At 57.5% G+C, this 23,513-nt stretch carries 23 protein-coding genes and 1 pseudogene; 13 read left to right on the top strand and 11 right to left on the bottom strand.

The window, feature by feature from the left end:
- Positions 1–137: 137 nt before the first annotated feature.
- The 4 genes from H1Y61_RS11095 to H1Y61_RS11080 form a co-directional block, all read right to left on the bottom strand.
- Positions 138–893 (bottom strand): hypothetical protein, encoded by a 756-nt coding sequence (locus H1Y61_RS11095; RefSeq protein ID WP_180572638.1) that lies wholly within the window; start codon positions 891–893, stop codon positions 138–140.
- Between the two features lie 285 nt (positions 894–1,178).
- Positions 1,179–1,793 (bottom strand): transglutaminase-like cysteine peptidase, encoded by a 615-nt coding sequence (locus H1Y61_RS11090; RefSeq protein ID WP_180572637.1) that lies wholly within the window; start codon positions 1,791–1,793, stop codon positions 1,179–1,181.
- 618 nt (positions 1,794–2,411) lie between these two features.
- Positions 2,412–3,023, bottom strand: a complete 612-nt coding sequence (locus H1Y61_RS11085; RefSeq protein WP_015915994.1) for a PilZ domain-containing protein — start codon at positions 3,021–3,023, stop codon at positions 2,412–2,414.
- Positions 3,024–3,242: 219 nt separating this feature from the next.
- Positions 3,243–5,168 (bottom strand): acid phosphatase, encoded by a 1,926-nt coding sequence (locus tag H1Y61_RS11080; protein ID WP_180572636.1) that lies wholly within the window; start codon positions 5,166–5,168, stop codon positions 3,243–3,245.
- Positions 5,169–5,495: 327 nt separating this feature from the next.
- Here H1Y61_RS11080 and H1Y61_RS11075 point away from each other — a divergent pair, with 327 nt between their 5' ends.
- Positions 5,496–6,287, top strand: coding sequence for a rhomboid family intramembrane serine protease (locus H1Y61_RS11075; RefSeq protein WP_180572635.1), 792 nt, complete (start codon positions 5,496–5,498; stop codon positions 6,285–6,287).
- Between the two features lie 138 nt (positions 6,288–6,425).
- Positions 6,426–6,860: a CBS domain-containing protein gene (locus tag H1Y61_RS11070; protein WP_070164678.1), complete on the top strand. Its 435-nt coding sequence runs from the start codon at positions 6,426–6,428 to the stop codon at positions 6,858–6,860.
- A 172-nt stretch (positions 6,861–7,032) separates the two neighbouring features.
- On the opposite strand, the gene H1Y61_RS11065 is transcribed toward H1Y61_RS11070, so the two are convergent.
- The 3 genes from H1Y61_RS11065 to folE all read right to left on the bottom strand — a co-directional run bounded on the left by H1Y61_RS11065 (position 7,033) and on the right by folE (position 9,448).
- Positions 7,033–7,983, bottom strand: coding sequence for a patatin-like phospholipase family protein (locus H1Y61_RS11065; RefSeq protein WP_071206657.1), 951 nt, complete (start codon positions 7,981–7,983; stop codon positions 7,033–7,035).
- A gap of 302 nt (positions 7,984–8,285) precedes the next feature.
- Positions 8,286–8,744 (bottom strand): phosphoribosyl-AMP cyclohydrolase, encoded by a 459-nt coding sequence (hisI, locus tag H1Y61_RS11060; protein WP_180572634.1) that lies wholly within the window; start codon positions 8,742–8,744, stop codon positions 8,286–8,288.
- Between the two features lie 98 nt (positions 8,745–8,842).
- Positions 8,843–9,448, bottom strand: a complete 606-nt coding sequence (gene folE / locus H1Y61_RS11055; protein ID WP_015916000.1) for a GTP cyclohydrolase I FolE — start codon at positions 9,446–9,448, stop codon at positions 8,843–8,845.
- 272 nt (positions 9,449–9,720) lie between these two features.
- Between folE and H1Y61_RS11050 the strand changes: the two genes are divergently transcribed.
- The 3 genes from H1Y61_RS11050 (at position 9,721) to thrS (ending at position 12,752) form a co-directional block, all read left to right on the top strand.
- Entirely contained in the window at positions 9,721–10,164 is a 444-nt protein-coding gene (locus tag H1Y61_RS11050; RefSeq protein ID WP_180572633.1) for an iron-sulfur cluster assembly scaffold protein, read from the top strand.
- Positions 10,165–10,175: 11 nt separating this feature from the next.
- Positions 10,176–10,562 carry a membrane protein insertion efficiency factor YidD gene (gene yidD / locus H1Y61_RS11045; RefSeq protein ID WP_180572632.1) on the top strand — a complete coding sequence of 129 codons (387 nt, stop codon included), beginning with the start codon at positions 10,176–10,178 and terminating at the stop codon, positions 10,560–10,562.
- 189 nt (positions 10,563–10,751) lie between these two features.
- Entirely contained in the window at positions 10,752–12,752 is a 2,001-nt protein-coding gene (gene thrS / locus H1Y61_RS11040; RefSeq protein ID WP_180572631.1) for a threonine--tRNA ligase, read from the top strand.
- Between the two features lie 50 nt (positions 12,753–12,802).
- Here the strand turns inward: thrS and H1Y61_RS11035 are convergent, their stop codons facing one another.
- A complete protein-coding gene (locus tag H1Y61_RS11035) occupies positions 12,803–13,291 on the bottom strand; it encodes a hypothetical protein (protein WP_235680697.1) in 489 nt (162 codons plus the stop codon).
- 334 nt (positions 13,292–13,625) lie between these two features.
- On the opposite strand from H1Y61_RS11035, the gene H1Y61_RS11030 reads away from it, so the two are divergent.
- The 4 genes from H1Y61_RS11030 to nadC all read left to right on the top strand — a co-directional run bounded on the left by H1Y61_RS11030 (position 13,626) and on the right by nadC (position 18,066).
- Positions 13,626–14,522 carry an NUDIX hydrolase gene (locus tag H1Y61_RS11030; protein WP_180572629.1) on the top strand — a complete coding sequence of 299 codons (897 nt, stop codon included), beginning with the start codon at positions 13,626–13,628 and terminating at the stop codon, positions 14,520–14,522.
- 169 nt (positions 14,523–14,691) lie between these two features.
- Positions 14,692–15,663 carry a quinolinate synthase NadA gene (gene nadA / locus H1Y61_RS11025; protein WP_180572628.1) on the top strand — a complete coding sequence of 324 codons (972 nt, stop codon included), beginning with the start codon at positions 14,692–14,694 and terminating at the stop codon, positions 15,661–15,663.
- On the top strand, positions 15,660–17,207 hold the full coding sequence (locus H1Y61_RS11020; RefSeq protein ID WP_180572627.1) for an L-aspartate oxidase: 1,548 nt from the start codon (positions 15,660–15,662) through the stop codon (positions 17,205–17,207). The genes nadA and H1Y61_RS11020 overlap by 4 nt, the downstream gene beginning before the upstream one ends.
- Position 17,208: 1 nt before the next feature.
- Positions 17,209–18,066 (top strand): carboxylating nicotinate-nucleotide diphosphorylase, encoded by an 858-nt coding sequence (gene nadC, locus H1Y61_RS11015; RefSeq protein WP_180572626.1) that lies wholly within the window; start codon positions 17,209–17,211, stop codon positions 18,064–18,066.
- 6 nt (positions 18,067–18,072) lie between these two features.
- On the opposite strand, the gene H1Y61_RS11010 is transcribed toward nadC, so the two are convergent.
- On the bottom strand, positions 18,073–19,059 hold the full coding sequence (locus H1Y61_RS11010) for a hypothetical protein (protein WP_180572625.1): 987 nt from the start codon (positions 19,057–19,059) through the stop codon (positions 18,073–18,075).
- 222 nt (positions 19,060–19,281) lie between these two features.
- Between H1Y61_RS11010 and H1Y61_RS11005 the strand changes: the two genes are divergently transcribed.
- Positions 19,282–19,866 (top strand): nitroreductase family protein, encoded by a 585-nt coding sequence (locus H1Y61_RS11005; protein ID WP_174110779.1) that lies wholly within the window; start codon positions 19,282–19,284, stop codon positions 19,864–19,866.
- Complete coding sequence (locus H1Y61_RS11000) at positions 19,866–20,471, top strand: flavin reductase family protein (RefSeq protein ID WP_180572624.1); 606 nt, start codon at positions 19,866–19,868, stop codon at positions 20,469–20,471. The genes H1Y61_RS11005 and H1Y61_RS11000 overlap by 1 nt, the downstream gene beginning before the upstream one ends.
- On the opposite strand, the gene H1Y61_RS10995 is transcribed toward H1Y61_RS11000, so the two are convergent.
- Positions 20,444–21,184 (bottom strand): hypothetical protein, encoded by a 741-nt coding sequence (locus tag H1Y61_RS10995; RefSeq protein ID WP_180572623.1) that lies wholly within the window; start codon positions 21,182–21,184, stop codon positions 20,444–20,446. The two genes, H1Y61_RS11000 and H1Y61_RS10995, sit on opposite strands and share 28 nt — an antisense overlap.
- Before the next feature lie 74 nt (positions 21,185–21,258).
- Between H1Y61_RS10995 and H1Y61_RS10990 the strand changes: the two genes are divergently transcribed.
- The gene (locus H1Y61_RS10990) at positions 21,259–22,395 is read left to right on the top strand and encodes a DUF2336 domain-containing protein (protein WP_235680695.1); all 1,137 of its coding nucleotides are present in this window, start codon (positions 21,259–21,261) and stop codon (positions 22,393–22,395) included.
- A gap of 37 nt (positions 22,396–22,432) precedes the next feature.
- On the opposite strand, the gene H1Y61_RS10985 is transcribed toward H1Y61_RS10990, so the two are convergent.
- Positions 22,433–22,831: a hypothetical protein gene (locus H1Y61_RS10985; protein ID WP_180572621.1), complete on the bottom strand. Its 399-nt coding sequence runs from the start codon at positions 22,829–22,831 to the stop codon at positions 22,433–22,435.
- Between the two features lie 133 nt (positions 22,832–22,964).
- Between H1Y61_RS10985 and H1Y61_RS10980 the strand changes: the two are divergent.
- A pseudogene (locus H1Y61_RS10980) lies at positions 22,965–23,432 on the top strand (GNAT family N-acetyltransferase); the annotation flags it as partial.
- Positions 23,433–23,513 lie beyond the last annotated feature (81 nt).

Below are 23,513 nucleotides of genomic sequence, written 5' to 3'. Positions count from 1 at the left end.
ACATATTTCCTGACGCTAACACCACAGCGTTACCAAGTGGTTTATGATGAACAACAGGTTGCCGGTCCCTGCTGCATTTTTCTAAAATTTTGCCAATGCCCATAAAAATCTGCGCCAAGTCTGGACAAGGTTCGGATCTACTCACTCTTCACGGTCAGCCGGGAAGCGACGAATGCTTCGACCGCGGTATCAATTTGCCTCCAGTCGGCCAATTTCTGGCGTGAGAACCGGTAAAGTACACTGAGATCGTGACCGGCGTTGAGATCGCGTTGGCAGGTGTCGACGGCGGGGCCGTCCTGTTGCAGCCCGGCTTGATCGAGGGAAAGGCAACGGATGGCGAAGTCTGGGCGACCCGGCCGTGGGGCTGTGTAAAGAATTTCCCCGTCATAGCCGCTGCCCGCCCGAAAGCGGTGACCGGTCAGGCCAAAGGGGCCTGGCTGCGGCGCTCCTTCGAACAATTGCTTGTAGATCGGCTCGATCCGGCCGGACATGTCGCGTGACATGGTGCTCTGGGAAATCTGGAGGAAAATCAATTCATTCGATTGTCTGATGTCGTCGAAACGAAGCCGGTCAACCTGACTATAGCCGCGCATTTCCGGCCATGTCAGGGCCAGATCCACGCGGGCTAGAGCGCCATCGTGGCGCTGGCGTTGGAACCTTATGGCGTTGTCTTCAATGCGCAGATGATCAAGGCCAATGGTGATCGCCCGTGGTGTCGTGCTCTCGCTGCGCCGATCGCTTGTCAACGCCCGGCCAATCCAGTCGCTGCCGAGAAACAGCGCCAGGGAAAAGATCAGGAGAAGGGCGAGACCCACAAAACAAACCGTCAGCGCCCTGGTGGAAATCAGGGGCTTCTCAATGTTGGTTGTGGGTAACTTGACGGCGTGGTCCATGCTTTGACTGGCCTTCTCTTGGCTGTACAACCCTTCCACGTCATCATGGGTGAGGCACTGGCCAACAACCTGAAGACGGGACCCGAGTCGCACGTAGAAGCATGGTCAGGGCATGGTTAATGGCGCGTTAATGGCGCCCTTGCGCCCGCCTGCAATATCCAAAAAAGTGAGCCGGCTCCGTGGCAGCGGAGCCGGCTCTTGGCCTTGGTCGGACGGAGATGCGGGGACGACCGGGGCCAATATCTGCCAGACGTCGTGGATGCGGTCGCGTCCTCGCCTTGGCAGTCAGTTTTTCGGAAGGGCGGCAACCGTTGCGGCGCGCCCATCCTGGATCTTCATCCATTGCCCCGGATTGTCGGAGGACTGGCGTTTCAGGAATGTATATTCCGTATCCGACCAGAGCTGTACCTGGTTGCGCATGTTGTCGAGGATGAAATCACCGCGATCGGTGCGGACGGTCAACACGGCATGGCCATCGCCATTCGGTTGCAGCACCACGGTTATCAGCAGGTTGGATTCGTCTACGCCTTTCGCAATCAACTGACGGCGCTTGAGCAGGGCGTAATCTTCGCAGTCGCCGGCAACGGTTGGGTATTCCCACCATTCCTCGACACCGTAAAGATCCATATCGGTTTCCGGCTTGATCGTGGTGTTGACGGTGTAGTTCACGGCAAGAATGTCTTGCCAGAGCGCGGGCGTCAGCTGTTGCGGACCTCTGTCGCTGCCGGAGGGACGGCATTCGCTGGCGTAACGCTGGCAGAACTCGTAATGGCCTATCGGCTGGCTGGCTCTGCCATTGATTTTCATCGAAGGCTGGCCGGCAAAAGCCGCTTGTGCGCTGGCGATTGCCACGATAGCGGCGATGATGGCGAAACCTGTTGTCGTCTTCTTGTTCGTCATTGGGTGTCTCCCCGTTATGGGAGTACAATGACAGTGATACTTTGCCGTCTGGCAAAATTGGAAGGTAGGAATAAGTACAAAATCGAGGAAAATAAGTATAAAATTAAAATAAAATTTTAGGCAATTTACTCCTGTTTTCTATGGGAATTGACAAGGCGGGCGGGTGCGAATGACTATGACTGCATTGCAAACAGGATTGTTATCTATTTGAAAATATTAAAAAATTATAGAAAGGCACGCCAGGAAAAGTGTGGCGTGTTGTCCCGAAAGGGCGCATCATTGTCCCGCGAGTTTAAGTGGAGGTTGATGTCGAGTGGACCCAAAAAGGGATTTGTCGCCAAAAAACCGCAGGAAATACGCGAATTCCTCCAAAAATGCATGGGTTTTGGTGAATGATGGGTGAACGGGATTGGGATCAGGCATAAGGCTGGAAAATATACAGCGGTTTTCGCCTTGGCTGGATGAGCGAGATGACGCAGGAGATTTGGGAGGCAACAGAAAGCCGAGGGCGCTATCCTCTGCGCATGCTCGAAACTGCCAGGGCGAAGTGAAACCCGATGTCGCGAAAAGACAGCCACTATCAAGCGGCGGTGCGGCTTAATATGAACCTGACGGGTCCTACAGAAACTCTGTCAGGGCCTCGCGGGATTGCAGGGTGGTGAACTCGATGGCAACGCCTTCAAGGAAGTGGCGCACGACGCGGCCGCGCATGCTGCCCAGGCGCACCGCAGTGCCAAGAGGTGGGCGAATATCGATATCGATCGCCGCACCGGAAAGGGACAGGTCCATGATCCGGCAGCTATATTTACGTCCGTCATCAAAGACCAGTTCGGTGCGCGGTTGCTTGGGTGTCAGTCGGTCGTGACGGCGATCTTCCGGCAGGCCCAGTTCGTGCTTGTTGGCAATCCAGGTCAATTGAGCAGCAAGCTTTTCGCGTTTGCGCTCCGTTGCAACAATGCTGATGACAAAGCCATCATCGGTGGTCTTGATCACGGTGCCTTCGATGCGGCCGATATGGTCGATATAGGCAATGATCCTTTCGCCCGGCACGGGGCGGGCAGCGCAGATCACCCGGACGTCGCCCGGCGACATATCCACCGTCAGGCAGACATATTCATCCTCGCTCGGCACCATCAGCCGACCCTCAAGACTCACGGAGACGCGCTGAAACGCCCGCTGAACCGGGGGGCGTGCTGAACCGCTATTGGGAGCCTGATTATAGGAATACATGCAACGAGTCTTCAACGCTTTGAGTCGCCTGAAATATTAGGCGCTATGCGTTAACAGAGTGTTTTGCTCTTCACCGATCTGTCCACAGATCTTCAGGGCTAAAGCTAAAGATATAACTTGAGATAAATGAAACGGTCTTCTCGAAAAGGCAAGCGAAAACAAAGGAAACGGTAGCCTGCCTGTTTCTATCCGAACCTGACAGGCTACCGGCTATTGGGCTTATCCTTCGATGCGCAGGGAGATGGTTTTCTTGCCATAAACAGGCTTGACCTTATGGCCATCAACTTCAACGGTACCGAATTTGCCAGCAATTCTGGCAGCGGTGATCAGCTTGATGGTCTGTCCGGCTTTCCATTGACCGTCGGGTTTGACCACCAGTTTTCCGCCGTCGATAAACAGCGTCTTGCTGACCACAAGGCTTGGCACTTTCTTGGATTTGCTGGAGGCGATTTCCATGGTCGCATCCTTGCGCAGTGTCAGGGAGCCGGTCACGGTCAGAGGCGCGGCGGCGATATCCATCGTGCCGCCAGCAAGATACACGTCGCCCTTGCCAAAGGCGGTCGGTGATTGCGCAACAAGACGACCGTCCTCGATCACCGTGCCGCCGGTCCAGCTGTTCTTTGCCGACAGCGTCAGTGTGCCGCTGCCCTGCTTGGTCAGCTTGCCTTTGCCGGAAATCGGGTTTTTCCACGTGTCGTCGGCGTTGAATCCACCTTTGGTAGCGTCCATCACAAGGGTAACATCGCCGTCGAAGGCTCCGTAGCCATCGGCGGCCCGGAACAGGTCGAGACGGCCCCAGCCTTCCGGATCACTGATGATTGGATAGCCGGAGGCCAGTTCCGTGGTTTTCAAGACGACCCGGCGCTGATCGGCACTTAGATAGGGCAGGCGGGTTTCCAGCAGCACTTCGGCACCCTTGGGCACGCTGGGCGCCAAGGATGGATCGCCGATCTGCTTGTAGCCATAGGTCAGGCGTGGTTCGAAAAATTGCTTGTTCCAGGCGTAATCGGCATAGGCATCCGTCGATTTCGGAAGAGCATGGGCCACCGCCAGCAGCGCTTGGCCGTCTTTTGCACCGGTTTGCTTCATCAGCCAGGTCTGGCTCTGCTGATAGGCTTCACTGCGCAGTGGCGTATAATCCGGGCGGTTGAGATTATAGGCGACGATGGCAGTGGCCAACACCCGCCCACCCAGCACGTCGAAGGTTTGGTGCATGCCGGCGCGAATGCGGTTTTCGCCCAGCATGGCGGCACGGGTCAACATTTCCTGGTAACGCTGCGGCACCAGATAGGCCATCACCAGCGCATCGCGCCAGCCTTCGGCGGTATGGCCGGAGGGGAAGCCGCCATCGGAGGCCGGTTTGTCGCTCTTGGCCAGTTCCAGTTGCGGCACGATCCGCACCTTGTCGCTGGCGCGGTAGGGACGGGCATATTTGTAATAGCGCTTGGCAGGCTCAGTTGAACCATCGGCGCTGCCCGCCTCGATCAGATCGACGGCCTTGCCGAGATCGGTATTGTCCTTGGAGCCGACACCGCGATTATTGCCCTTATCGTCATATTTGACGGTTGTCGCGTCAGCAGGCATGCCGGTGATGGTCGTTGTTTGCCGCACGCCCTGGCGCCAGGCATCGGCCAGGGGACCAAGACCATCGGTAATGCTGACATTCTTGCCCCGCCGGTCGTCCAGATAGGCGGCCAGATCGCGTTCCGGCGTATGTTCGCCGGTGACCTGGATGGAATAGGCGATATTTTGCTCATGCAAGTGCGGGAGCTTTTTGACCCCATCGGTTGGGCTGCCGGGAATGCCGCTCCAGTCCGATTTGGCAATCGCCGGGCAGCCATCCTTGGCCGGTGCTTCCTGATCGGCATCGACAAAGGGCGTGCGAGGTGTCCAAAGCTCCAGGAAACCGGACAGAACCCGCACACCGGCATTGGTTTGCGGTGTCGCATGGCAGGCATCGCCGCGCTGGTTGGTGGCGCCGGTATCCACATAGGCCATAACGCCTGCCGGTGGCGGCGCGCTATCGGCGTGGCCGACACCGGCTGGAACTGGGGGCAGGGTGAGGCCATCGGCGAAGGCTGGCGTCAGCGCTGTTGCAAGTGAAAGGGCAGCCGCGAAAGCGGCGATTGAAGAGAGTTTTTTCATGTATGGCCTTTCTCTTGGGGCTTTGGCTCTTGGGGCTTTGGAAACCCTGCGATAACGAGAGCTTGCTGCTGATCTGCCGAGTTTTCTGGCTTTGTTTTCTGGGCTTTCGCAGATGCGCGCGCAGCGCGGATGTTATTCGTCAAGGTGGTAGATTAATAGCTGTGAATTTCCCGTGTCAATTGTCGTTCTAGTGAACTGAAGCCGTCTTGCTGGCGATTGCTTAAGGTCTGTGTGCAACAGTTTTCTGACAGCGACGATCTCCTGCATTTCCTTTTGCTGATCTCTCGCTATATGCTGATGCTTACGGGTCACAAGGAATAGAGATGCATGGACGACAGGCCGAAGGGGCAATGGGACCGCGAGCCTGAAGATGGGGACGACCCGCTGGACGAGGGACTCGATCCGGCGACCAGTGGACGCGAACCGGTGTTCAACATGCCGGGCGGCATTCTTCTCGCGCTGATGCTGCTGGTAATGATCTATGCCCTGACCGGCTGGATTCTGTCTGATGAAATCTCCAATTGGATCATGGTGGAATTCGGCTTTTCGCCGGTGCGTTATGTCTATGATTTTTCCAACCAGGATCTGGCCTGGCTGTGGACACCCTTCACCTATTCACTGCTGCATGGCAGTATCGAGCATCTCGGCTTCAATGGCCTATGGCTCGCAGCCTTCGGCACGCCGGTCTGGCGCCGTATTGGGGCAGTGCGGTTCTGGTTGTTCTGGCTGGCGACGTCAGCCGCTGGCGCTGTTGCGCATGTCTGCCTGAACTGGGGGGACGCAAGCCTGCTGATCGGCGCTTCCGGCGTCATTTCTGGCCTGATGGGAGCTGCCTGCCGGTTTGCCTTCGGCCCCGGACGCTCCGGCCTGCGGTTGCGTGAACAGGATGCATTTCCACCCCGGTTGAGCGTGCTGGCCAGCCTGTCCGAGCGCACTGTGCTTGTCTTCATTGTGATGTTTCTAGCTGGCAATCTGATTATCGCATTTGGGATTCCGCTGGTGGGCGATCCGGGCGCTGCCATCGCCTGGGATGCGCATCTCGGTGGCTTCACCCTAGGTTTTCTGGGGTTTGCGCTGTTTGACCGCCGCCCCATTGGGAAAAAATCGTCGGACATTTAAAAAAAGCTGCGCTGATGCATCCAATTGGTTGCGTTCTTCGGTAAATGCAGGCAGCATTCCTGATCAGGGGGCGTCGATCCAGGAGGAGGATAGACACCCAATCCTGCATGCCCGGAGATTTGCCAGGAGGAGGTGCATATGTCTGTGACAGTAAGGAATATTCTCAGCGAAAAAGGTCGTGATGTCATTACGGTCGGCCCGACGGTCAGTCTGGCCGAGGCCGCCAAGGTCTTGCATCACAATAAGATCGGCGCGGTGGTGGTTGTCGGCATGGAAAGCCGGATCGTCGGGATTTTCACGGAGCGCGATCTGGCGTCAGCCATCGGCAAAGGCGGCGTCGAGGCTCTGTCCTTGCCGGTATCCAAAGCCATGACCGCCAATGTGTTTCGCTGTAGCGAAGAGACCACCGTCAACCAGTTGATGGAAATGATGAGCAGCAAACGCTTCCGTCACGTACCGGTGGAAGACGGCGGCAAGCTGATTGGTATCGTCTCGATCGGTGACGTGGTCAAGCAACGCATCCGTGAGGTGGAGCTGGAGGCCGAGCATATCAAGGCCTATATCGCCGGATAATGCTGGTGTCGTTCCTGGTTTTTGGTGCGAACATTCCGCGATAAAGCGCCAGTTTTCCGCGTGAATATTTGGTCTGCCTGGTTCGTCCGGGCAGGCTTTTTTATGTGAGTGGAGAGAATGCCACCCGACAGATTCGGACCGCAAACCGGTTTCCACGTTTTGGTCCTATGCTTTATCGCATCACAGCTTCCTGCATCCGGCGGATTTCAGCGATGCGGGCGATGGTTTCTTCATAGCCGCGTGCAATGCATTCACCAGCGCGGTGGAATTCCGATAGGCCGATATCGTTGACACGCGGATGCAGCGCCAGATCGGGCGGATCGCCTGCAAGCCGGGCGCGGGAAATCCGGTCCTGAATGATGTTAAAGGATTGCACCATCACGCCTGTCAGCCCCAGTCGATTCGGCTGCTTTACCGCGCCGGTATCCGGGCCAATTGGGCCGACCTTGTGCTTGACCACGGCGGAGCGACCATAAAGATCGTAGTGGAGGTTAACCGCCACCACCAGCGGCTGCTCGTATGAGCGGCAGACCGACACTGGGACGGGATTGACCAATGCGCCATCGACCAGCGTCCGGTTGTTGCAACGCACCGGCTCGAAAATACCGGGCAATGCATAGGAAGCGCGAAGCGCAGTGACAAGATTGCCGCCATCGATCCAGACTTCATGGCCGCTTGTCAGTTCGGAGGCAACCGCCACGAAGGGCTGCGGCAGATCTTCGATGGTCAGGCCTTCCAGATGTTCCTGCATGCGTTTCGTCAGGCGCATGCCGCCCAACAGGCCGCCGCCGCCAATGGTCAGATCAAGAAGCGCCGCGATGCGCCGGACGGTCAGGGATCTCGCAAATTGCTCCAGTTCATCCAGCTTTCCCGCCAGATAGCAGCCGCCGACCAGCGCGCCAATAGAGGTTCCCGCTACCATGCCGACTTCGATGCCAGCCTCGTCCAGCGCGCGCAACACACCGATATGTGACCAGCCACGGGCAGCACCGCCGCCAAGGGCAAGTGCAATCTTAGGCTTGACCACCGGCGGCGGCAATTCGGCGACAGTGCTTCCGCCCGATGGGTTTCCTGGCTTTGCGGACCGACCGGCCCCTTGACCTCTTAAATTCCAGTTCAACATTTCCAGAACACCCTTTCGACCGAACAGTCCCCAACTGCATTGCATAAAGCCGCCGTTGGCTCAGGTCAGAAACCATACAGTGGTGCATCACGTCCGATGCACGGCGTTGCCATGTACGGCATGCTTCAAGTGCCCGTCGACGTCGTAACGCCCGCCCGCATTTACATGTCCACCAACTCTGTTTTGAGAGCATGCAGCAGATTTACTCTGCCTTCAAATGCGGTATTTCCGGGGTAGTCTGCGCCGCCTTGTTTACCAAAGCGTTTCTGTAAAGACTTTTTGATGTTTAAAATAGCAAATGTCTATTTTTGGTCCTTGCCGGCATAAACCTGCGAAGGATCGAAATGCCTGTGGTCGTCAGTAATCACCATTTTCGCCTCGCCATCGGCAAGCTGAACGGAGCGGTAAAAACAGGATCTGCGACCGGTATGGCAAGTGGCGTCATGGCCAGCCACCTCGACCTTCAGCCAAATCGCATCCTGATCGCAATCGACGCGAATTTCCTTGACGCTCTGCATGTTGCCGGAGCTTTCGCCCTTTTTCCAGAGGCTTTTGCGCGAGCGGCTGTAATAATGGGCAAGGCCGGTTTCGATGGTCAGCGCCAGGGCCTCGGCATTCATATGGGCAACCATCAGCAACTCGCCATCGCGGTTATCGGTCACAACGGCGGTCAACAAGCCATGGGCGTCAAATTTCGGCGTCAACACACCAGCGCCTTCCAGAATGGTCTTGTCGGTCGAAGGGGCTGCAAAGCTGATCATGCCGTCTATCCAATACAAAGGCAAAAAATAACGCACCGTGGCGACACGGTGCGTTATTGTATTCCATCAAAACTGTCTCGCAGCAAGCGCTGAGATGATCAGCGGTTTTGGACCATTGTCATGAACCGCACCTGCTGAGGGACATCGGTTTTGAACTCGCCGGTAAAGGTGGTGGTCAGTGTCGTGGAGCCGGATTTCTGAATGCCGCGCATTGCCATGCACATATGTTCTGCATCAACCATGACCGCAACGCCGCGTGGCTGAAGATACTGAACGAGAGAATCGGCAATCTGTGCCGTCATGGTTTCCTGGGTTTGCAGGCGGCGGGCGAAGAGATCAACGACGCGGGCGATTTTCGACAGGCCCAGGACCCGGCCATTCGGCAGATAGGCGACATGCGCCTTGCCGATTACCGGTAGCATGTGATGCTCGCAATGAGAGAAAAACGGGATGTCTCGCACGAGCACGATGTCGTTATAGCCGCCAACCTCTTCGAATGTCGTGCCCAGCACGTCCTCGACATTGACATTATAGCCACCGAACAGTTCGCCATAAGCTTTGGCCACACGCTTTGGCGTGTCGAGCAAGCCTTCCCGGCTTGGATCGTCACCAGCCCAGCGCAGCAATGTGCGCACAGCGTTTTCGGCTTCCTCGCGGCTGGGGCGGGACGTTTCAGGCGACATTTTTTTCACTGTGGCATCCATGCCATTACTCTCCCGGTCACTCATACTGGCAGAAGCCCTTTTCGACGATCCAGGCTTTAATTGCGTAATTCGAGCCATGATGGCAAGTCCAATCCTCGTGGGCGTGTTTCAAAGTTTTCGCCTTGATGTTTCTACACCGACATACGATGTGATATATAGAGAACCCGCACAGTCACGACATACGCCAAAACGCGACACAGTGTTGCGTAAATATGGATAATCCAACAGGTCGGTTTTTGCGTATGGGCGGGCATTTGGAGCAAAGTTTGGCGATGGATGATATTTACAATACCAAAATCCTGGAATTTGCCGGCAATATCGTCCGCGTCGGCGCATTGAGCAATGCCGATGCCGTGGCTGAAAAGCACTCCCGCTTGTGTGGTTCCCGTCTCAAGGCTTTTGTAACCGTGGACGGTGAAAAAGTCACTGATTTTTCGCAGGAGTTGCGTGCCTGCGCGCTGGGTCAGGCCTCCGCGTCGATCACGGCGCGCCATGTGGTCGGCGCAAGCTTTATGGAGATTCGCAAGGCCCGGGCCGATATGCTTGATATGTTGAAGGAAGGCGGCGAGGGGCCGCAGGGCCGGTTTGAGGATCTGCGCTACCTGATGCCTGTGAGGGACTACAAGGCCCGCCATGCCTCGACCATGCTGATTCTGGATGCACTTTGCGACTGTCTCGACCAGATCGAGGCCCGCCAAGCGGCGCTGGCTGGCTAGTTGTCTCGCCGATGTGCCAGTACTGCGAAAACCTCGACGACGAGGAGGACGAAAGGCCGCGCCACAGGGGCCGGAATTATCGCGGGTCTTTTCGCAAGACACCGGACCGGTTGTTGGGCATGGGGCTGATCCGACTCTACCAGTTGACGCTCTCCAGCCTGGTCGGCAGTCATTGCCGACATTCCCCGACGTGCTCGGAATATGGCTATGAGGCCATCGCCCGCCATGGACTGTGGAGCGGCGGCTGGCTCACCTTGTTTCGGGTCGGGCGCTGCGGCCCCGGCGGAACCTGGGGCGTGGATGATGTGCCGCAGACCCTTGGCACTCGCTTTCGGTTTTGGCAGGTCTGGAGCCTGTGGACGTTTGGACGCAAGCATCCTTCAGGGCATGTTTCATGACGGTACCGGAAGAATACCGTCAGGCGTCGCACGCGCGACGCTCAGGTTTTGGCGCTTCGATATCCCTGCGAAATAAGCTTTACTGAAAAGCCGAATTTCAGTATTCAGCCGCTTCAATCCCGGCCATTTGCGCCGGTCATTTTTACCACCCGCATTGGTTGGCGGGACTGGATCAGGAGCCTTTAAAACATGTCCGACACCGTTTCCCTTACATTTCCCGATGGTTCCGTGCGCAGCTTTGCGGCTGGCGCGACCGGCCGTGATGTTGCCGAATCGATTTCCAAGTCGCTGGCCAAGAAGGCCGTGGCCATTGCGCTCGATGGCGTTGTGCGCGACCTTGCCGACCCGGTTGTCGATGGAAAAATCGAGATCGTCACCCGCGCCGATCCGCGTGCGCTGGAACTGATCCGTCACGACACCGCCCATGTTCTCGCCGAAGCGGTGCAGGAAATGTGGCCGGGCACGCAGGTGACCATCGGTCCGGTGATCGAAAACGGTTTCTACTACGACTTTGCCAAAAACGAGCCGTTCACGCCGGAAGATCTGCCGAAGATCGAAAAGAAGATGAAGGAAATCATTCAGCGCAATCAGCCGTTCCGCAAGGAAGTCTGGTCGCGTGAAATGGCGCGCGAGGTGTTTGCCGCCAAGGGCGAATCCTACAAGGTCGAGTTGATCGACGCCATTCCTGAAGATCAGGATATCAAGATCTATTATCAGGGCGACTGGTTCGATCCTTGCCGTGGACCGCATATGGCCTCCACCGGACAGATCGGCACGGCCTTCAAACTGATGAAGGTGGCCGGTGCCTATTGGCGCGGCGACAGCAACAATCCGATGCTGACGCGCATCTACGGGACAGCCTTTGCCGAGCAGGAACAGCTCGACAATTACCTGCATATCCTGGCGGAAGCCGAAAAGCGCGATCACCGCAAGCTGGGCCGAGAAATGGACCTGTTCCATTTCCAGGAGGAAGGCCCGGGCGTGGTGTTCTGGCATGGCAAGGGCTGGAAAATGTTCCAGTCGCTGACCGCCTATATGCGCCGCCGCTTGGCCAATACCTATCAGGAAGTCAACGCGCCGCAGGTGCTGGACAAGTCGCTCTGGGAAACCTCGGGTCACTGGGGCTGGTATCAGGAAAACATGTTTGCGGTGAAATCCGCCCATGCCTTTACCAACCCGAACGATCCGGAAGCTGATCAACGTGTGTTTGCGCTCAAACCCATGAACTGCCCTGGTCACGTGCAGATCTTCAAGCATGGGTTGAAGTCTTACCGCGAACTGCCTGTTCGTCTTGCGGAATTTGGCCTCGTACATCGCTATGAAGCGTCGGGCGCTTTGCATGGCTTGATGCGTGTGCGCGGCTTTACGCAGGACGACGCGCATGTGTTCTGCACGGAAGAGCAGATGGCGGCGGAATGCCTGCGGATCAACGATCTGATCCTGTCGGTCTATGAGGATTTTGGCTTCAAGGAAGTCGTGGTCAAGCTTTCGACCCGCCCGGAAAAGCGCGTTGGCTCCGACGAGCTTTGGGATCGCGCCGAAAGCGTGATGACCGACGTGTTGAAGGCCATCGAAGAGCAGTCCGGTGGGCGGATCAAGACCGGCATTCTGCCGGGCGAGGGTGCGTTCTACGGTCCGAAATTCGAATATACGCTGAAGGACGCGATTGGCCGTGAATGGCAATGCGGCACGACGCAGGTGGACTTCAACTTGCCAGAACGCTTCGGCGCCTTCTACATCGACCAGCATTCGGAAAAGACCCAGCCGGTGATGATTCACCGCGCCATTTGTGGTTCGATGGAGCGGTTCCTTGGCATTCTGATCGAGAATTTCGCCGGTCACATGCCGCTGTGGTTTGCGCCCTTGCAGGTGGTGGTGGCGACCATTACCTCCGAGGCTGACGACTATGGCCGCGACGTAGCCGACCAATTGCGCGATGCCGGTCTCGAAGTGGAAACCGATTTCCGTAACGAGAAGATCAACTATAAGGTTCGTGAGCACTCAGTTGGCAAGGTGCCTGTGATCATCGTTTGCGGCAAGCGCGAAGCGGAAGATCGCACGGTCAATATCCGCCGTCTCGGCAGCCAGGATCAGGTGTCGATGACGCTGGATGAGGCCATTGCCAGCCTGGTCGATGAAGCCACGCCACCGGATCTAAAGCGCAAGCGGGCGGCCAGGAAACTGGCTTAAGGGTTTTTCCAAGGCAAGGGGCGGGGTGTTTTCGCCCCTTGCTGATCCCGTCAATGACTGGGCGTGTATGGCAGCGATGAATGCTGGATATTGATTTTCAGATGGCCCTCTGCGGTTTTGATAAAGCCCATTGTGTAATCGGCTTTGGTCACTGAGCCGTCCTTGGCGGTGAAGTAATAATTGCCCATGGAGATTGCTGTTTTGCAGTCGTAGATGATGGCGTGGTTTTCAAACCGCACATTCGTATAGGGTGTCAGCGCAAATCCGTGGTCTTCCGCCAGCCTTCCGGTGACGAAATAGGATAGCGCGTCTTCCGGTGTATCTCGAAACTCAACCACGGAAGCCTTGGTCGGCTTGAACAGGACGGTTCCTTCCTGATAGCCATAGGTGTCGGCTATGAATTTTTTTGCCGCCGTTCTTGCGTCTTCAGCGGCGCCAATTTCCACCAACCCTTTGCCCCATCTCTCCTCTGCCTGTAGGACGTCTGCTTCGTTGATTGCGGCTAGGCAATTTTCAGCCCGGCTTGCAACTGATGACATCAAAACCGATGTCATTACAAAAATTAAAAATATAAATTTCTCTATCATTTAATAATCCAATATTTGTACTGTAAAATTGCATCGATAAGGATCTGGTATTTTGTTATCGGATAATAGATGGGAAAAATGCCGAGCTTTGAATCTCAAAAAATGCTTTTAGATAGTTTGGTTTGTGAGTTGGTTGCTTGCCAATTTATCGAGAAAAAAGGAGCGGCTACGTCAATGGTTTGATATTCAGAAGTCAATCAATTGAAAAGAAAGAGAATTTTCTGTAAGCCTGTCCAGCGACATCGTAGCCGTTATTCCCTCGCCAATCCCACGCAGGACCAGCACCTTGCTCAATGCCATTGCCCATGCCGAACTGATTGCCGTCTTGACGGCTGTGACCGGGGACGAACCTCGGGTCATGACGGTGCGGGGTGGCGATGCACTACCGTCCGGACCATTCGAGCTTGGTCATCGTAGCCTGCAAGGCGGGTTGCGGGAATGGATCGAGGATCAAACCGGGCATCCGGTTGGCTACCTGGAGCAGCTTTACACCTTTGCTGACCGGGATCGTGACACGGATGTCGGCGGTGGACGGACGATTTCGATCAGTTATCTGGGGTTGGTGCGTGAACAGGCCGCGCCCGGCGCCGGACGGCCCGGCTGGCATGGCTGGTACGAATATTTCCCCTGGGAAGACCGTCGCAACAGCCCACCGGAGAGTTTGGCCCGCCTTCTCGATGCTCTTCAGGCGTGGGCGGTGGCCGATACCAGCCGGCGCGAACATCGCCAGCGCCGGCTCGATTTTTCCTTCGGGCTGAATGGCATGGATTGGAACGAGGATCTGGTCTTGCAGCGCTATGAGCTGATGTATGAGGCCGGTCTGGTGCAGGAGGCCGGTGCAGTGGAAGCCTCAGGCCGTGCGATGGTCGGCGATCATCGCCGCATCCTGGCGACCGGCATTGCGCGCCTGCGCGCCAAGATCAAATACCGGCCGGTCGTATTCGAACTGATGCCGGAAAGCTTTACGCTTTCCCAACTGCAACGCTGTGTCGAGGCGCTGGCTGGCCTCACGCTTCACAAACCGAATTTCCGCCGTCAGATCGATCAGCAAGAGCTGATCGAGGAGACCGGCGACATGGCAAGCGAGACGGGTGGACGCCCGGCAAAACTTTTCCGCTATCGTCACGCTGTGTTGGAAGCCCGCGCCTTGTCCGGCTCGAAGCTGCCGCTGTCTAGGTCATAAATCACTGATATTAAAAGATTTAATGCGGTGCAATCTTCCGTGTGGATGTGCATCAGGGGTCGTTTTGTCTCTTCCATAAAAATAATTGTCGCGCGATTGACATAAACTCCAATCGAGAATAACTCTTGGCTTGAGGATATACTCAAAATGAGTAGAAAAGGGAAAGCCAATGAATACCGCCCCTTCACTGTCAGCACTCTATGACCGGGTCGCCCGCGTTATCCCGAAGGCCGAGTGGATGTCTTTCGAGGATGATATCGCAGCGATCCTGGAGCTGAAGAAGCGCCGCAATGCCGTTATCCTTGCTCACAACTACCAGACGCCGGAGATTTTCCATGGCGTTGCCGACATTGTCGGCGATAGTCTGGCCTTGGCCCGTAAGGCCATGGAGGTCGATGCGGATGTGATTGTGCTGGCGGGTGTGCATTTCATGGCCGAGACCGCCAAGCTGCTTAATCCGACAAAAACCGTGTTGATTCCCGATATGGCAGCGGGCTGTTCACTGGCTGATTCGATCACGCCTGAGGATATTGCCCTGTTGCGTGCCGCCCATCCCGGCGTGCCTGTGATCACCTATGTCAATACGTCCGCGGCAGTGAAGGCGGCATCCGATATCTGCTGCACCTCCGGCAATGCCAAGGCTGTGGTTGAAAGCCTTGGTGTGCCGAAAGTGCTGATGATCCCGGACGAATATCTGGCCCGCAACGTAGCGCGTGAAACCAATGTCGAAATCATCGCCTGGCACGGCCATTGCGAGGTCCATGAGCTGTTCACCGCAGGCGATATTGCCGAGCTGCGTGAGGCCAATCCCGGTGTCGTCGTGCTTGCCCATCCCGAATGTCCGCCGGATGTGGTTGCGGCGGCCGATTTTGCCGGATCGACGGCGGTAATGTCGGATTATGTCGCCAGCCATAAACCGGCCCGCGTCGTGTTGCTGACGGAATGCTCGATGAGCGACAATGTCGCTGTCCATCATCCTGATGTGGATTTCGTGCGACCCTGCAATCTCTGCCCGCATATGAAGCGGATTACGCTGGCCAATATTCGCCAAGCACTGGAGGAAAACCGTCAGGAAGTGACGGTCGATCCCGCCATTGCCGATGCCGCGCGCCGGGCGGTGGAAAGGATGTTGGCGGTATGAGCATGCTTAATACCAGAGAGGATCGGATCATCGTGATCGGCAGCGGCTTGGCCGGTCTGGTAACGGCGCTCAGCCTTGCGCCGCAGCCTGTCACCATCGTCACCCGCGCTGCTCTCGGTGCGGAAACCTCCAGCGCCTGGGCGCAAGGCGGCATTGCCGCGAGCATGGGGGCTGACGACAATGCAGCCCTGCATGCGGCAGATACGCTGGCGGCAGGCGATGGGCTTTGCGATCCTGATATCGTCGAGATGATAACCTCCGCTGCGCCTGCGGCGATTGCCCTGCTGGAACGGTTCCGCGTCCGCTTCGACCGGAATGGCGAGGGTGCGTTGGCGCTGGGCTTGGAAGCCGCCCACGGCCGTCGTCGCATTGTCCATGCCGGGGGTGACGGGTCCGGCGCGGAAATTATTCGGAGTCTTGTGGCTGCGGTGTTGGCCACGCCATCGATTTCCGTGATGAGTGGACTTCAGGTGCGTCGCCTGCTGGTCGATGCGGGCGGGATCACCGGATTGCTCTGTGCCTCGGCGTCAGGACCAGTGCAGATTGCCGCTTCGCGGGTGGTGCTGGCCACCGGCGGCCTTGGCGGGCTTTACGACGCCACCACCAATCCGTCAGGCAATTACGGACAGGGCATCATGCTTGCCGCCCGCGCCGGTGCTGTTCTGTCGGATATGGAGTTTGTGCAATTTCACCCGACGGCGCTGGATGTTCCCCTCTATCCGCAGCCGTTGGTCAGCGAAGCCGTGCGCGGCGAGGGCGCTGTGCTGATCAATGAGCGCGGCGAGCGGTTCATGGCCTCTACCCCCGGAGCCGAACTTGCGCCGCGTGACGTGGTGGCGCGGGCGATCAGCGCGGAACGGGCCAGGGGAGGCACGGTTGCCCTCGATGCCCGAAAGGCGCTTGGCCACGGTTTTTCCAGCCGGTTTCCCGCCATCGACGCTCTCTGCCGAGCGGCTGGAATCGATCCGTCATCGCAACCAATCCCGGTGCGCCCCGCGGCGCATTATCACATGGGCGGTGTGGAGACCGATTGTTTCGGCAAAACCTCGGTTGCCGGTCTCTGGGCGGCAGGCGAGGTGGCCTGCACCGGTCTGCATGGCGCCAACCGCCTGGCCAGCAATTCGCTGCTGGAAGCGGCGGTGATGGGTATGCGGGTCGCAGAAGATGTCGCGGGCGTTGCACTCCGTCAGACTAATCCTTCCAGGCCGAAAACCTTGCCGCTCGCTGACGATATTGCGCCGGTCCGGGCGATTGTCTCGGCCCAGCTTGGCGTCTTGCGCAATGAGTGTGGCTTGCAGGCTGCAATGGCGGATTTTCTGCCACTCGTTGAAGCAGGCGGTCCGGCCAGCGATCCGGCTGTGGTGGCGCTGCTGGTCGCCGTGTTTGCCCATGCGCGACGCCATTGCGCGGGCGCTCATGCGAGAACCGATTTCCCCCATTCCTGCCCAGACCCTCTGCGCCAGCGCATGACGCTGGATGAGGCCCTTTTCCTTGCCCGTGATATCGTTTCCCCTGCCTTGCAGCCCTATGCCCGGAGCGCCTGACATGTTTCTTCATTCTCTGCCGCGCGTCATCGTTGAGCCGTTGGTGCGCAATGCTCTCTCGGAGGACCTGGGATTGGCCGGCGATATCACCTCCATGGCGGTCATCCCGGCAGATCACCGTTCGACGGTGCAGATCGCCAGCCGTCGGGACGGGGTGATTGCCGGACTGGATGTCAGTGCCATCGCCTTCGAACTGGTCGATCCCGGTCTGGTCATGACCTGCCATGTCAGCGACGGCGCGGCGGTTAAGGCGGGGGATGTTCTGGCAACGATTTCCGGCTCCTCCCGCAGCCTTTTGACCGGCGAGCGGGTGGCCCTGAATTTTCTCGGCCATCTCTCAGGCATAGCCACGGTGACGCGCCAAATCGTTGATGCCGTTTCCGGCACCAACGCGGCAGTGGCCTGCACGCGCAAAACCACGCCGGGCCTGCGGGCGCTGGAGAAATATGCAGTGCGGATGGGTGGTGGTATGAACCACCGCTTCGCGCTCTACGATGCAGTACTGATCAAGGACAATCACGTCGCCATTGCAGGCAGCGTCACCCAGGCCATCCGGCGGGCGCGGGCCGGTGTCGGGCATATGGTCAAGATCGAGGTGGAAGTCGATACGCTGGAGCAATTGCGTGAAGCAATGGAGATCGGTGTGGATGCCGTGCTTCTGGACAATATGACGCCGGAGCAATTGCTTGAAGCGGTGGCGATTGTCGCAGGCCGCTCGATCACCGAGGCATCCGGCGGCATCACACCGCAAACGGCGAGGGCCGTGGCGCAAAGCGGTGTCGATCTACTATCGGTCGGCTGGATTACCCATAGCGCGCCGGTGCTGGATATTGGCCTGGATTTTGTCGAGGCGGAATGAGGGGATTTAGTTGGTGTCGTATCCGGCTTGCTGCTGAACATTCTGCTGGCTGTCTTTCAGCAGCAATTCGACATCGGCATTGACACCGGCCTTGACCTGAAATTCCTTCTGGTAGATCCGGTCCTTGTTGCGGGCAATAGCAGTGTAATTGCCCTCAGACAGAACCAGAACCGGATAGGCGCTGACGCTTTCGGCCACGGCATCGCCGGACGAGGTCAGGATCGACCAGGCGGTATCGGCAATCGCTTCACCGCCCGGTTCCGAGACCAGCTTGAAATTCATCTGGGCGGCGCGGTGCTGAAGCGTCGCCTCGGTAATCTTGCCCGCCTCGACCTTGATATCAGCGCGCACCAGTGCATTGACCTCGCCATATTGCGAGACGACGTGATAGGTGCCGGAATTGAGGCTGACGAGGGTGTTGGGCTCGATATTGTCCATGATCAGGCCGCGATCATTGTCCTCAGGCCCATCGCCTGCGTAGATTTTGAATTTCAGTTTCGATGGCTTGATCCGGGTATCGGGGCCGGAAACCGCATTCAACACCATGCCGCCGGCATCCAGCACCATGACCTGCTTTTGAACCTCACCTTCAGAGGGAACATCGAGCTTGCGGGTCACCCCGGCCCGTCCAAAGGACACGTTGACGAAATAATCCCCAGGTGCCAATTGCAGTTCCGCCGAGCCGCCCTGGCTGCTGGCAACCATCGGCAATTTGCCGTCGCTACCGGCTATCGGGCTATAGACCCGCCATTCCAGGCCTTGCTGCAAGGGCTGGCCGTCATTGTCGAGCTTTGCTTCAAACCGGATGAGCTTGGAATGCGACTGGGGGGCAGGGGCAATTGGCGTGGAAAACGCGTTCAGCTTCGGCATTTTCACCGTGCTATCCAATTGCTTGAACGATTTGAACGCATCCTCGGCCATCCCGGGTCCGGCGCTTGCCGCCAGCAGCGAGGCCGCGAGGATCAGGGGAAGACGGCAGGAAAAAGATATCATATGAATGCCCGACCGATTCAACCGCGATGATTGGCGTGTTGATCGGCTGGTACTACAATCCGACCGCCAAGGCAAATTCAAGGCTTGCAATTTCCTGAATTTTCTACTCCAGTTTTTCAGTGTTCGGGCTCCGAATTCCGACGCTTTCGCATGGCGGGCTTTCGCAACGACTGATCTGACTTTCTTCAAGGCTCCGCCGATCTTCAAGGAAAAGACGTTAACATGTACGAACATATCACCCTTCTCGATTATTTGGCCACCCGTCGTTCCGTTCCGGCTTTTCAGATGTGCGAGCCCGGTCCCTCCAGACTAGAGCTTGAATCTATCCTAAAGCTTTCGGTGCGCGTCCCCGACCACGGCAAGATCGCCCCCTGGCGCTTTATTGTCTATCGCGGCAACAAGCGGGTTGAAATCGGCGAGGCGCTGCTGGCCATGGCGCTGGAGAAAAAGCCGGAGCTGGATGAGGAGATGATCAAGGTCGAGCGCGCCCGCTTTACCCGCGCTCCAGTGGTGATAGGGGTGATCAGCACGGCGGGACCGCATCCCAAGGTGCCGGAATGGGAGCAGGTCATGTCGGCGGGTGCCGTGTGCCTCAATCTGTTGATGGCGGCCAATGCCCATGGCTATGTGGCCAATTGGCTTTCCGAATGGTTTGCCTTCGATGAAAAGGCCTTTCCTTTGCTGGGCATCAAGCCAGGCGAGAAGGTGGCGGGCTTTATTCACATGGGGTCCACGACATTTCCGATTGTCGAGCGCCCGCGTCCGAGCATAGATGACGTGGTCAGCTGGATGGGAGACACGGATTGATGTTTTACGAAACCAAGACCAACGCCCATGGCATGGCGCATGATCCGTTCAAGGCCGTGGTCTCGCCACGTCCTATCGGTTGGATCGGATCGAAAGGCCGGGATGGATCGTTCAATCTGGCGCCCTATTCGTTTTTCAACGCCATTTCCGACAAGCCGAAAATGGTGATGTTTTCCTCCTCCGGGCGCAAGGACAGCCTGCGCAATGTGGAGGAAACCGGCTGCTTCACGGCCAATTTCGTCAGCAGCGACTTAGGCGAGGCCATGAACCGGTCCTCGGCACCGGCAGCTTATGGCACGAGCGAATTCGAGCTTGCCGGGCTGACCCCCGTCATGGCCCGGTTGGTGGACGCACCTTATGTGGACGAAGCCTATGCCGTGTTGGAATGCAAGGTTACCGAGGTGATTTCTCCGAAGACGCTTTCGGGCGAACCCAGCGAGAATTTCGTGGTGTTCGGCGAAGTCGTCGGCATTCATCTGGCCGATAGCGCCATGCGCGATGGCCGGTTCGATGTTACGCTGGTGCAACCCCTGTCACGGCTGGGCTATCTGGACTATGCGGTGGTGACTGAAGTGTTTCAGATGGTGCGGCCCTCAAAGGCCTGATTTTGCGGCAAGGCGGCACGGATCATCGTGACCGCTGTGCTGCTGTCACCCATCAGGGCGCTGAAGCCTCGCTTGACCAGATCGCCTGCGGCATCTGTATCTTCCGGGCTGTAAGGCTGGATGAAGGCAGGCAGATTGGCGCTGGCGGCGGCCAGTTGCACGAGGCTGCGGCAGGTTTCCAGAACCGGCTGGGCATGGCGCGGCGTCTCGGCCTGGATGGCGGTGACGACCGCTCCTTCATCCAGGCCAAGGCCGATCAGCCGTGCCGAACTGGCTGCGATGGCCGATGCCTGAAAAAAGCCGGAAGGATCGCCGCCGAGAAGGGCAATGAACGGTGTGCTGCCATCGTCAAGTCTGGCTCTCGCTTCTTCGACCCGCAAGAGCGCATCCAGCCGCTGGCTGTCGGCGGCGGTTGCGGCATCCGTCAACATCAGCCCATCCGGCTTCAGCGCCATCAACTGAGCGAGACGGGCGGCGAAGTCATCATGGTCAAGCCGGGCGGAAAGACCAAACAGTACGGGCAGGGTGGATGATGGCGCTTTTTGCCGCCAGCTACCATACAGTGCAGTGGGCTCGTTGCCGCCAAAAACCAATGCATCTGGCGCGGCAGGTGAGGTCTGTTGTTCTGTCTCTATCAGCAATAGCGCCTGGCAAGGTTTTTCCTTGAAGAAAAGCAAACGCTGATCCTTCCGAACTTCATGGTTAATCGACATGGTGAACCAATCTTAAACTTTTCTCGCATACCATAATTGCAATGGGTCGGGTTTTGTTTTGATTGGGGTTGTCAGTGCTTGTAAAGGCTTTCTTTCGCTGGTCTGAAACCGCAAAGGCGTGCGACCGGGCGAAGGCCGCCAATGCGCTGGGCCGGGCCTATCTCCATTCACCGATGAGCGAAGACGACCGGCGCTCCACCTATATCGCCATGACCTATCTTCTAGATGATCCCTCACCCAAAGTGCGGCTGGCGCTGGCCGAGGCTCTGGCCTGTTCCGCTGAAGCGCCTCGCGCTATCCTGGTATCCCTATGTGAAGATCAGCCAGAGATCGCCTCGCGGGTGATTCTTTGCTCGCCCGTTTTGCAAGACCGTGACCTGGTCGATCTGGCTGGACGAGGCAGCGGTATGACACGTGCCTTCATTGCGGCGCGTCCACAGCTTTCCTCTGCCGTTGCCGCCGCCCTCAGTGAGATTGGCGACGTGCCGGAATGCCTGGTGCTGCTCGATAGCCCCACTGCCGCTATTTCGCCTTTCAGTCTGCTGCGACTGGCCGAGCGCCACGGCGCGCATGAGGCGGTGAGGGGCGTATTGCTGGAGCGCATGGACTTGCCGAGTCGGGCGAGGCACCTGCTGGTTTCACAGGCCAGTCAGGCGCTTGCTGCCTCCGGCCTGCTGCGGTTTTCCCTTGGAGAAAGCAAACTCACAAGGCTGAACCGCGAAATTGGCGTCAGCGCAGCCGCGGTGATTGCCGGTGAGGTCGGCTTCGATGAAATTCCCGATCTGGTCGAGCAGATGCGCATCAATGGCCAATTGACGCCCGCCTTGCTGATCGAACTGCTATGCCGGGGCAAGGTCGATTTCTTTGCCAGCGCCATTGAATCGCTGAGTGGCTTACAGGAGCGCCGGGTGCGCTCGATTCTGGCTACGGGCCGCATGCATGCTGTGCGGGCGCTGCTTCTGTCAGCCGGTCTCGACCACACAATCGCACCGCTGTTCGTCGAGGCTGTGCTGCTTTGGCGTCACGCCGTGCAGACGGCGACCCATGGTGAGATCGGCAGCATTTGCCAACCGCTTCTCGCCAAGGGTAGCAAGCTGGCCTCTTGTGAGGCGGCGCGGCAATTGCTGGATCTGGTGGAGATCATGCTTCATCAGGACGAACGCCGACAGGCCCGCCAATATGCCGCACATCTTGTGGTCGATGCTGCCTAACCTGTTCCGGCGGGCGATTTGATTGCTGCTATGCGGGTTATTTGGTCAGCTTTTTTGCCGCCCAGGCATAGGTGTCGGTGACCACATGCACCGGGGTGGTGAACACCATCTTGATATCCTCCTTGCCGGGCAGAACCTGTTTTATGCTGTTGATGGCACGATCCGCCAGAGACCGCTTTTCAGCTTCCGGCACCGGATCGGTTGGCGTTGCTGGAACCGCTGTCACGGTCGTCTGGGGAGGTGTCACCGTCTGCTGCTGGCAAAAGGCAACGACGCTGGGGAAATTCACATTGGAATATTGCCCCAGGACATTTTCTGAGTCGCGATTGCACAATTCCACCGAAACCCAGCGCTGTTCGGCAGTGGCGATATACTGGCATTGGCTGACGCTGTCATTGCATCCCAGAATGGTCATGATCACGAGTGAGGCTTGCATCGGCTCGTCCTTCCGGTCAGTAGAGTTTTATCAGTAACGCAACAAGATTGGCACAACCAAGGCCAATCAACCCTCGGACAAAAGATTATGATGCATAATCTGTCTTGTGCGGTTGGTTTTTCAGGATCGATAGATGTCTGTGAACATTCCCCTTTTGGCAATCGCCATTGAACCGCCCCGCCAGCCCGACGTAATCCGGCTGCTGGATCTCTCCGATGCTTATATGGCCGCACTCTATCCAGCAGAAAGCAATCATCTGTTGGACGTCTCATCCCTTGAAAAGCGGAATGTCCATTTTTTCGTGGTGCGCCATGAAGGGCAGGTGGTGGGCTGTGCCGCAATTGTTGAGGCTGGTGATGGCACGGCAGAGATCAAGCGGATGTTTGTCGATCCCCGATCAAGAGGTCTGTCTCTCGGCAAAAAGCTGATGGCGACCTTGGAAGAGCAGGCAAAAAAGCTTGGCCTTGAAGCGTTGCGCCTCGAGACGGGTATTAGCCAGCCGGAGGCAATAGGTCTTTACCGAAGAGCAGGCTTCCAGGAAATCCCGCCGTTCGGCTCTTACCGTCCCGATCCGCTCAGCCTGTTCATGGAAAAACGCCTGGACAATCCAGGCGTCAGTTTGTTGACAAATCCCGATCTCGGCATTTCGTCACCCTTGGGCCTGTCCCGAGGGTCTGCCGGC

It is taken from the genome of Agrobacterium vitis, assembly GCF_013426735.1.
Taxonomy (GTDB): Bacteria; Pseudomonadota; Alphaproteobacteria; order Rhizobiales; family Rhizobiaceae; genus Allorhizobium; species Allorhizobium vitis_D.
Note: the sequence above shows the minus strand (reverse complement) of the source record. Positions and strands in the feature narration are given on the sequence as shown.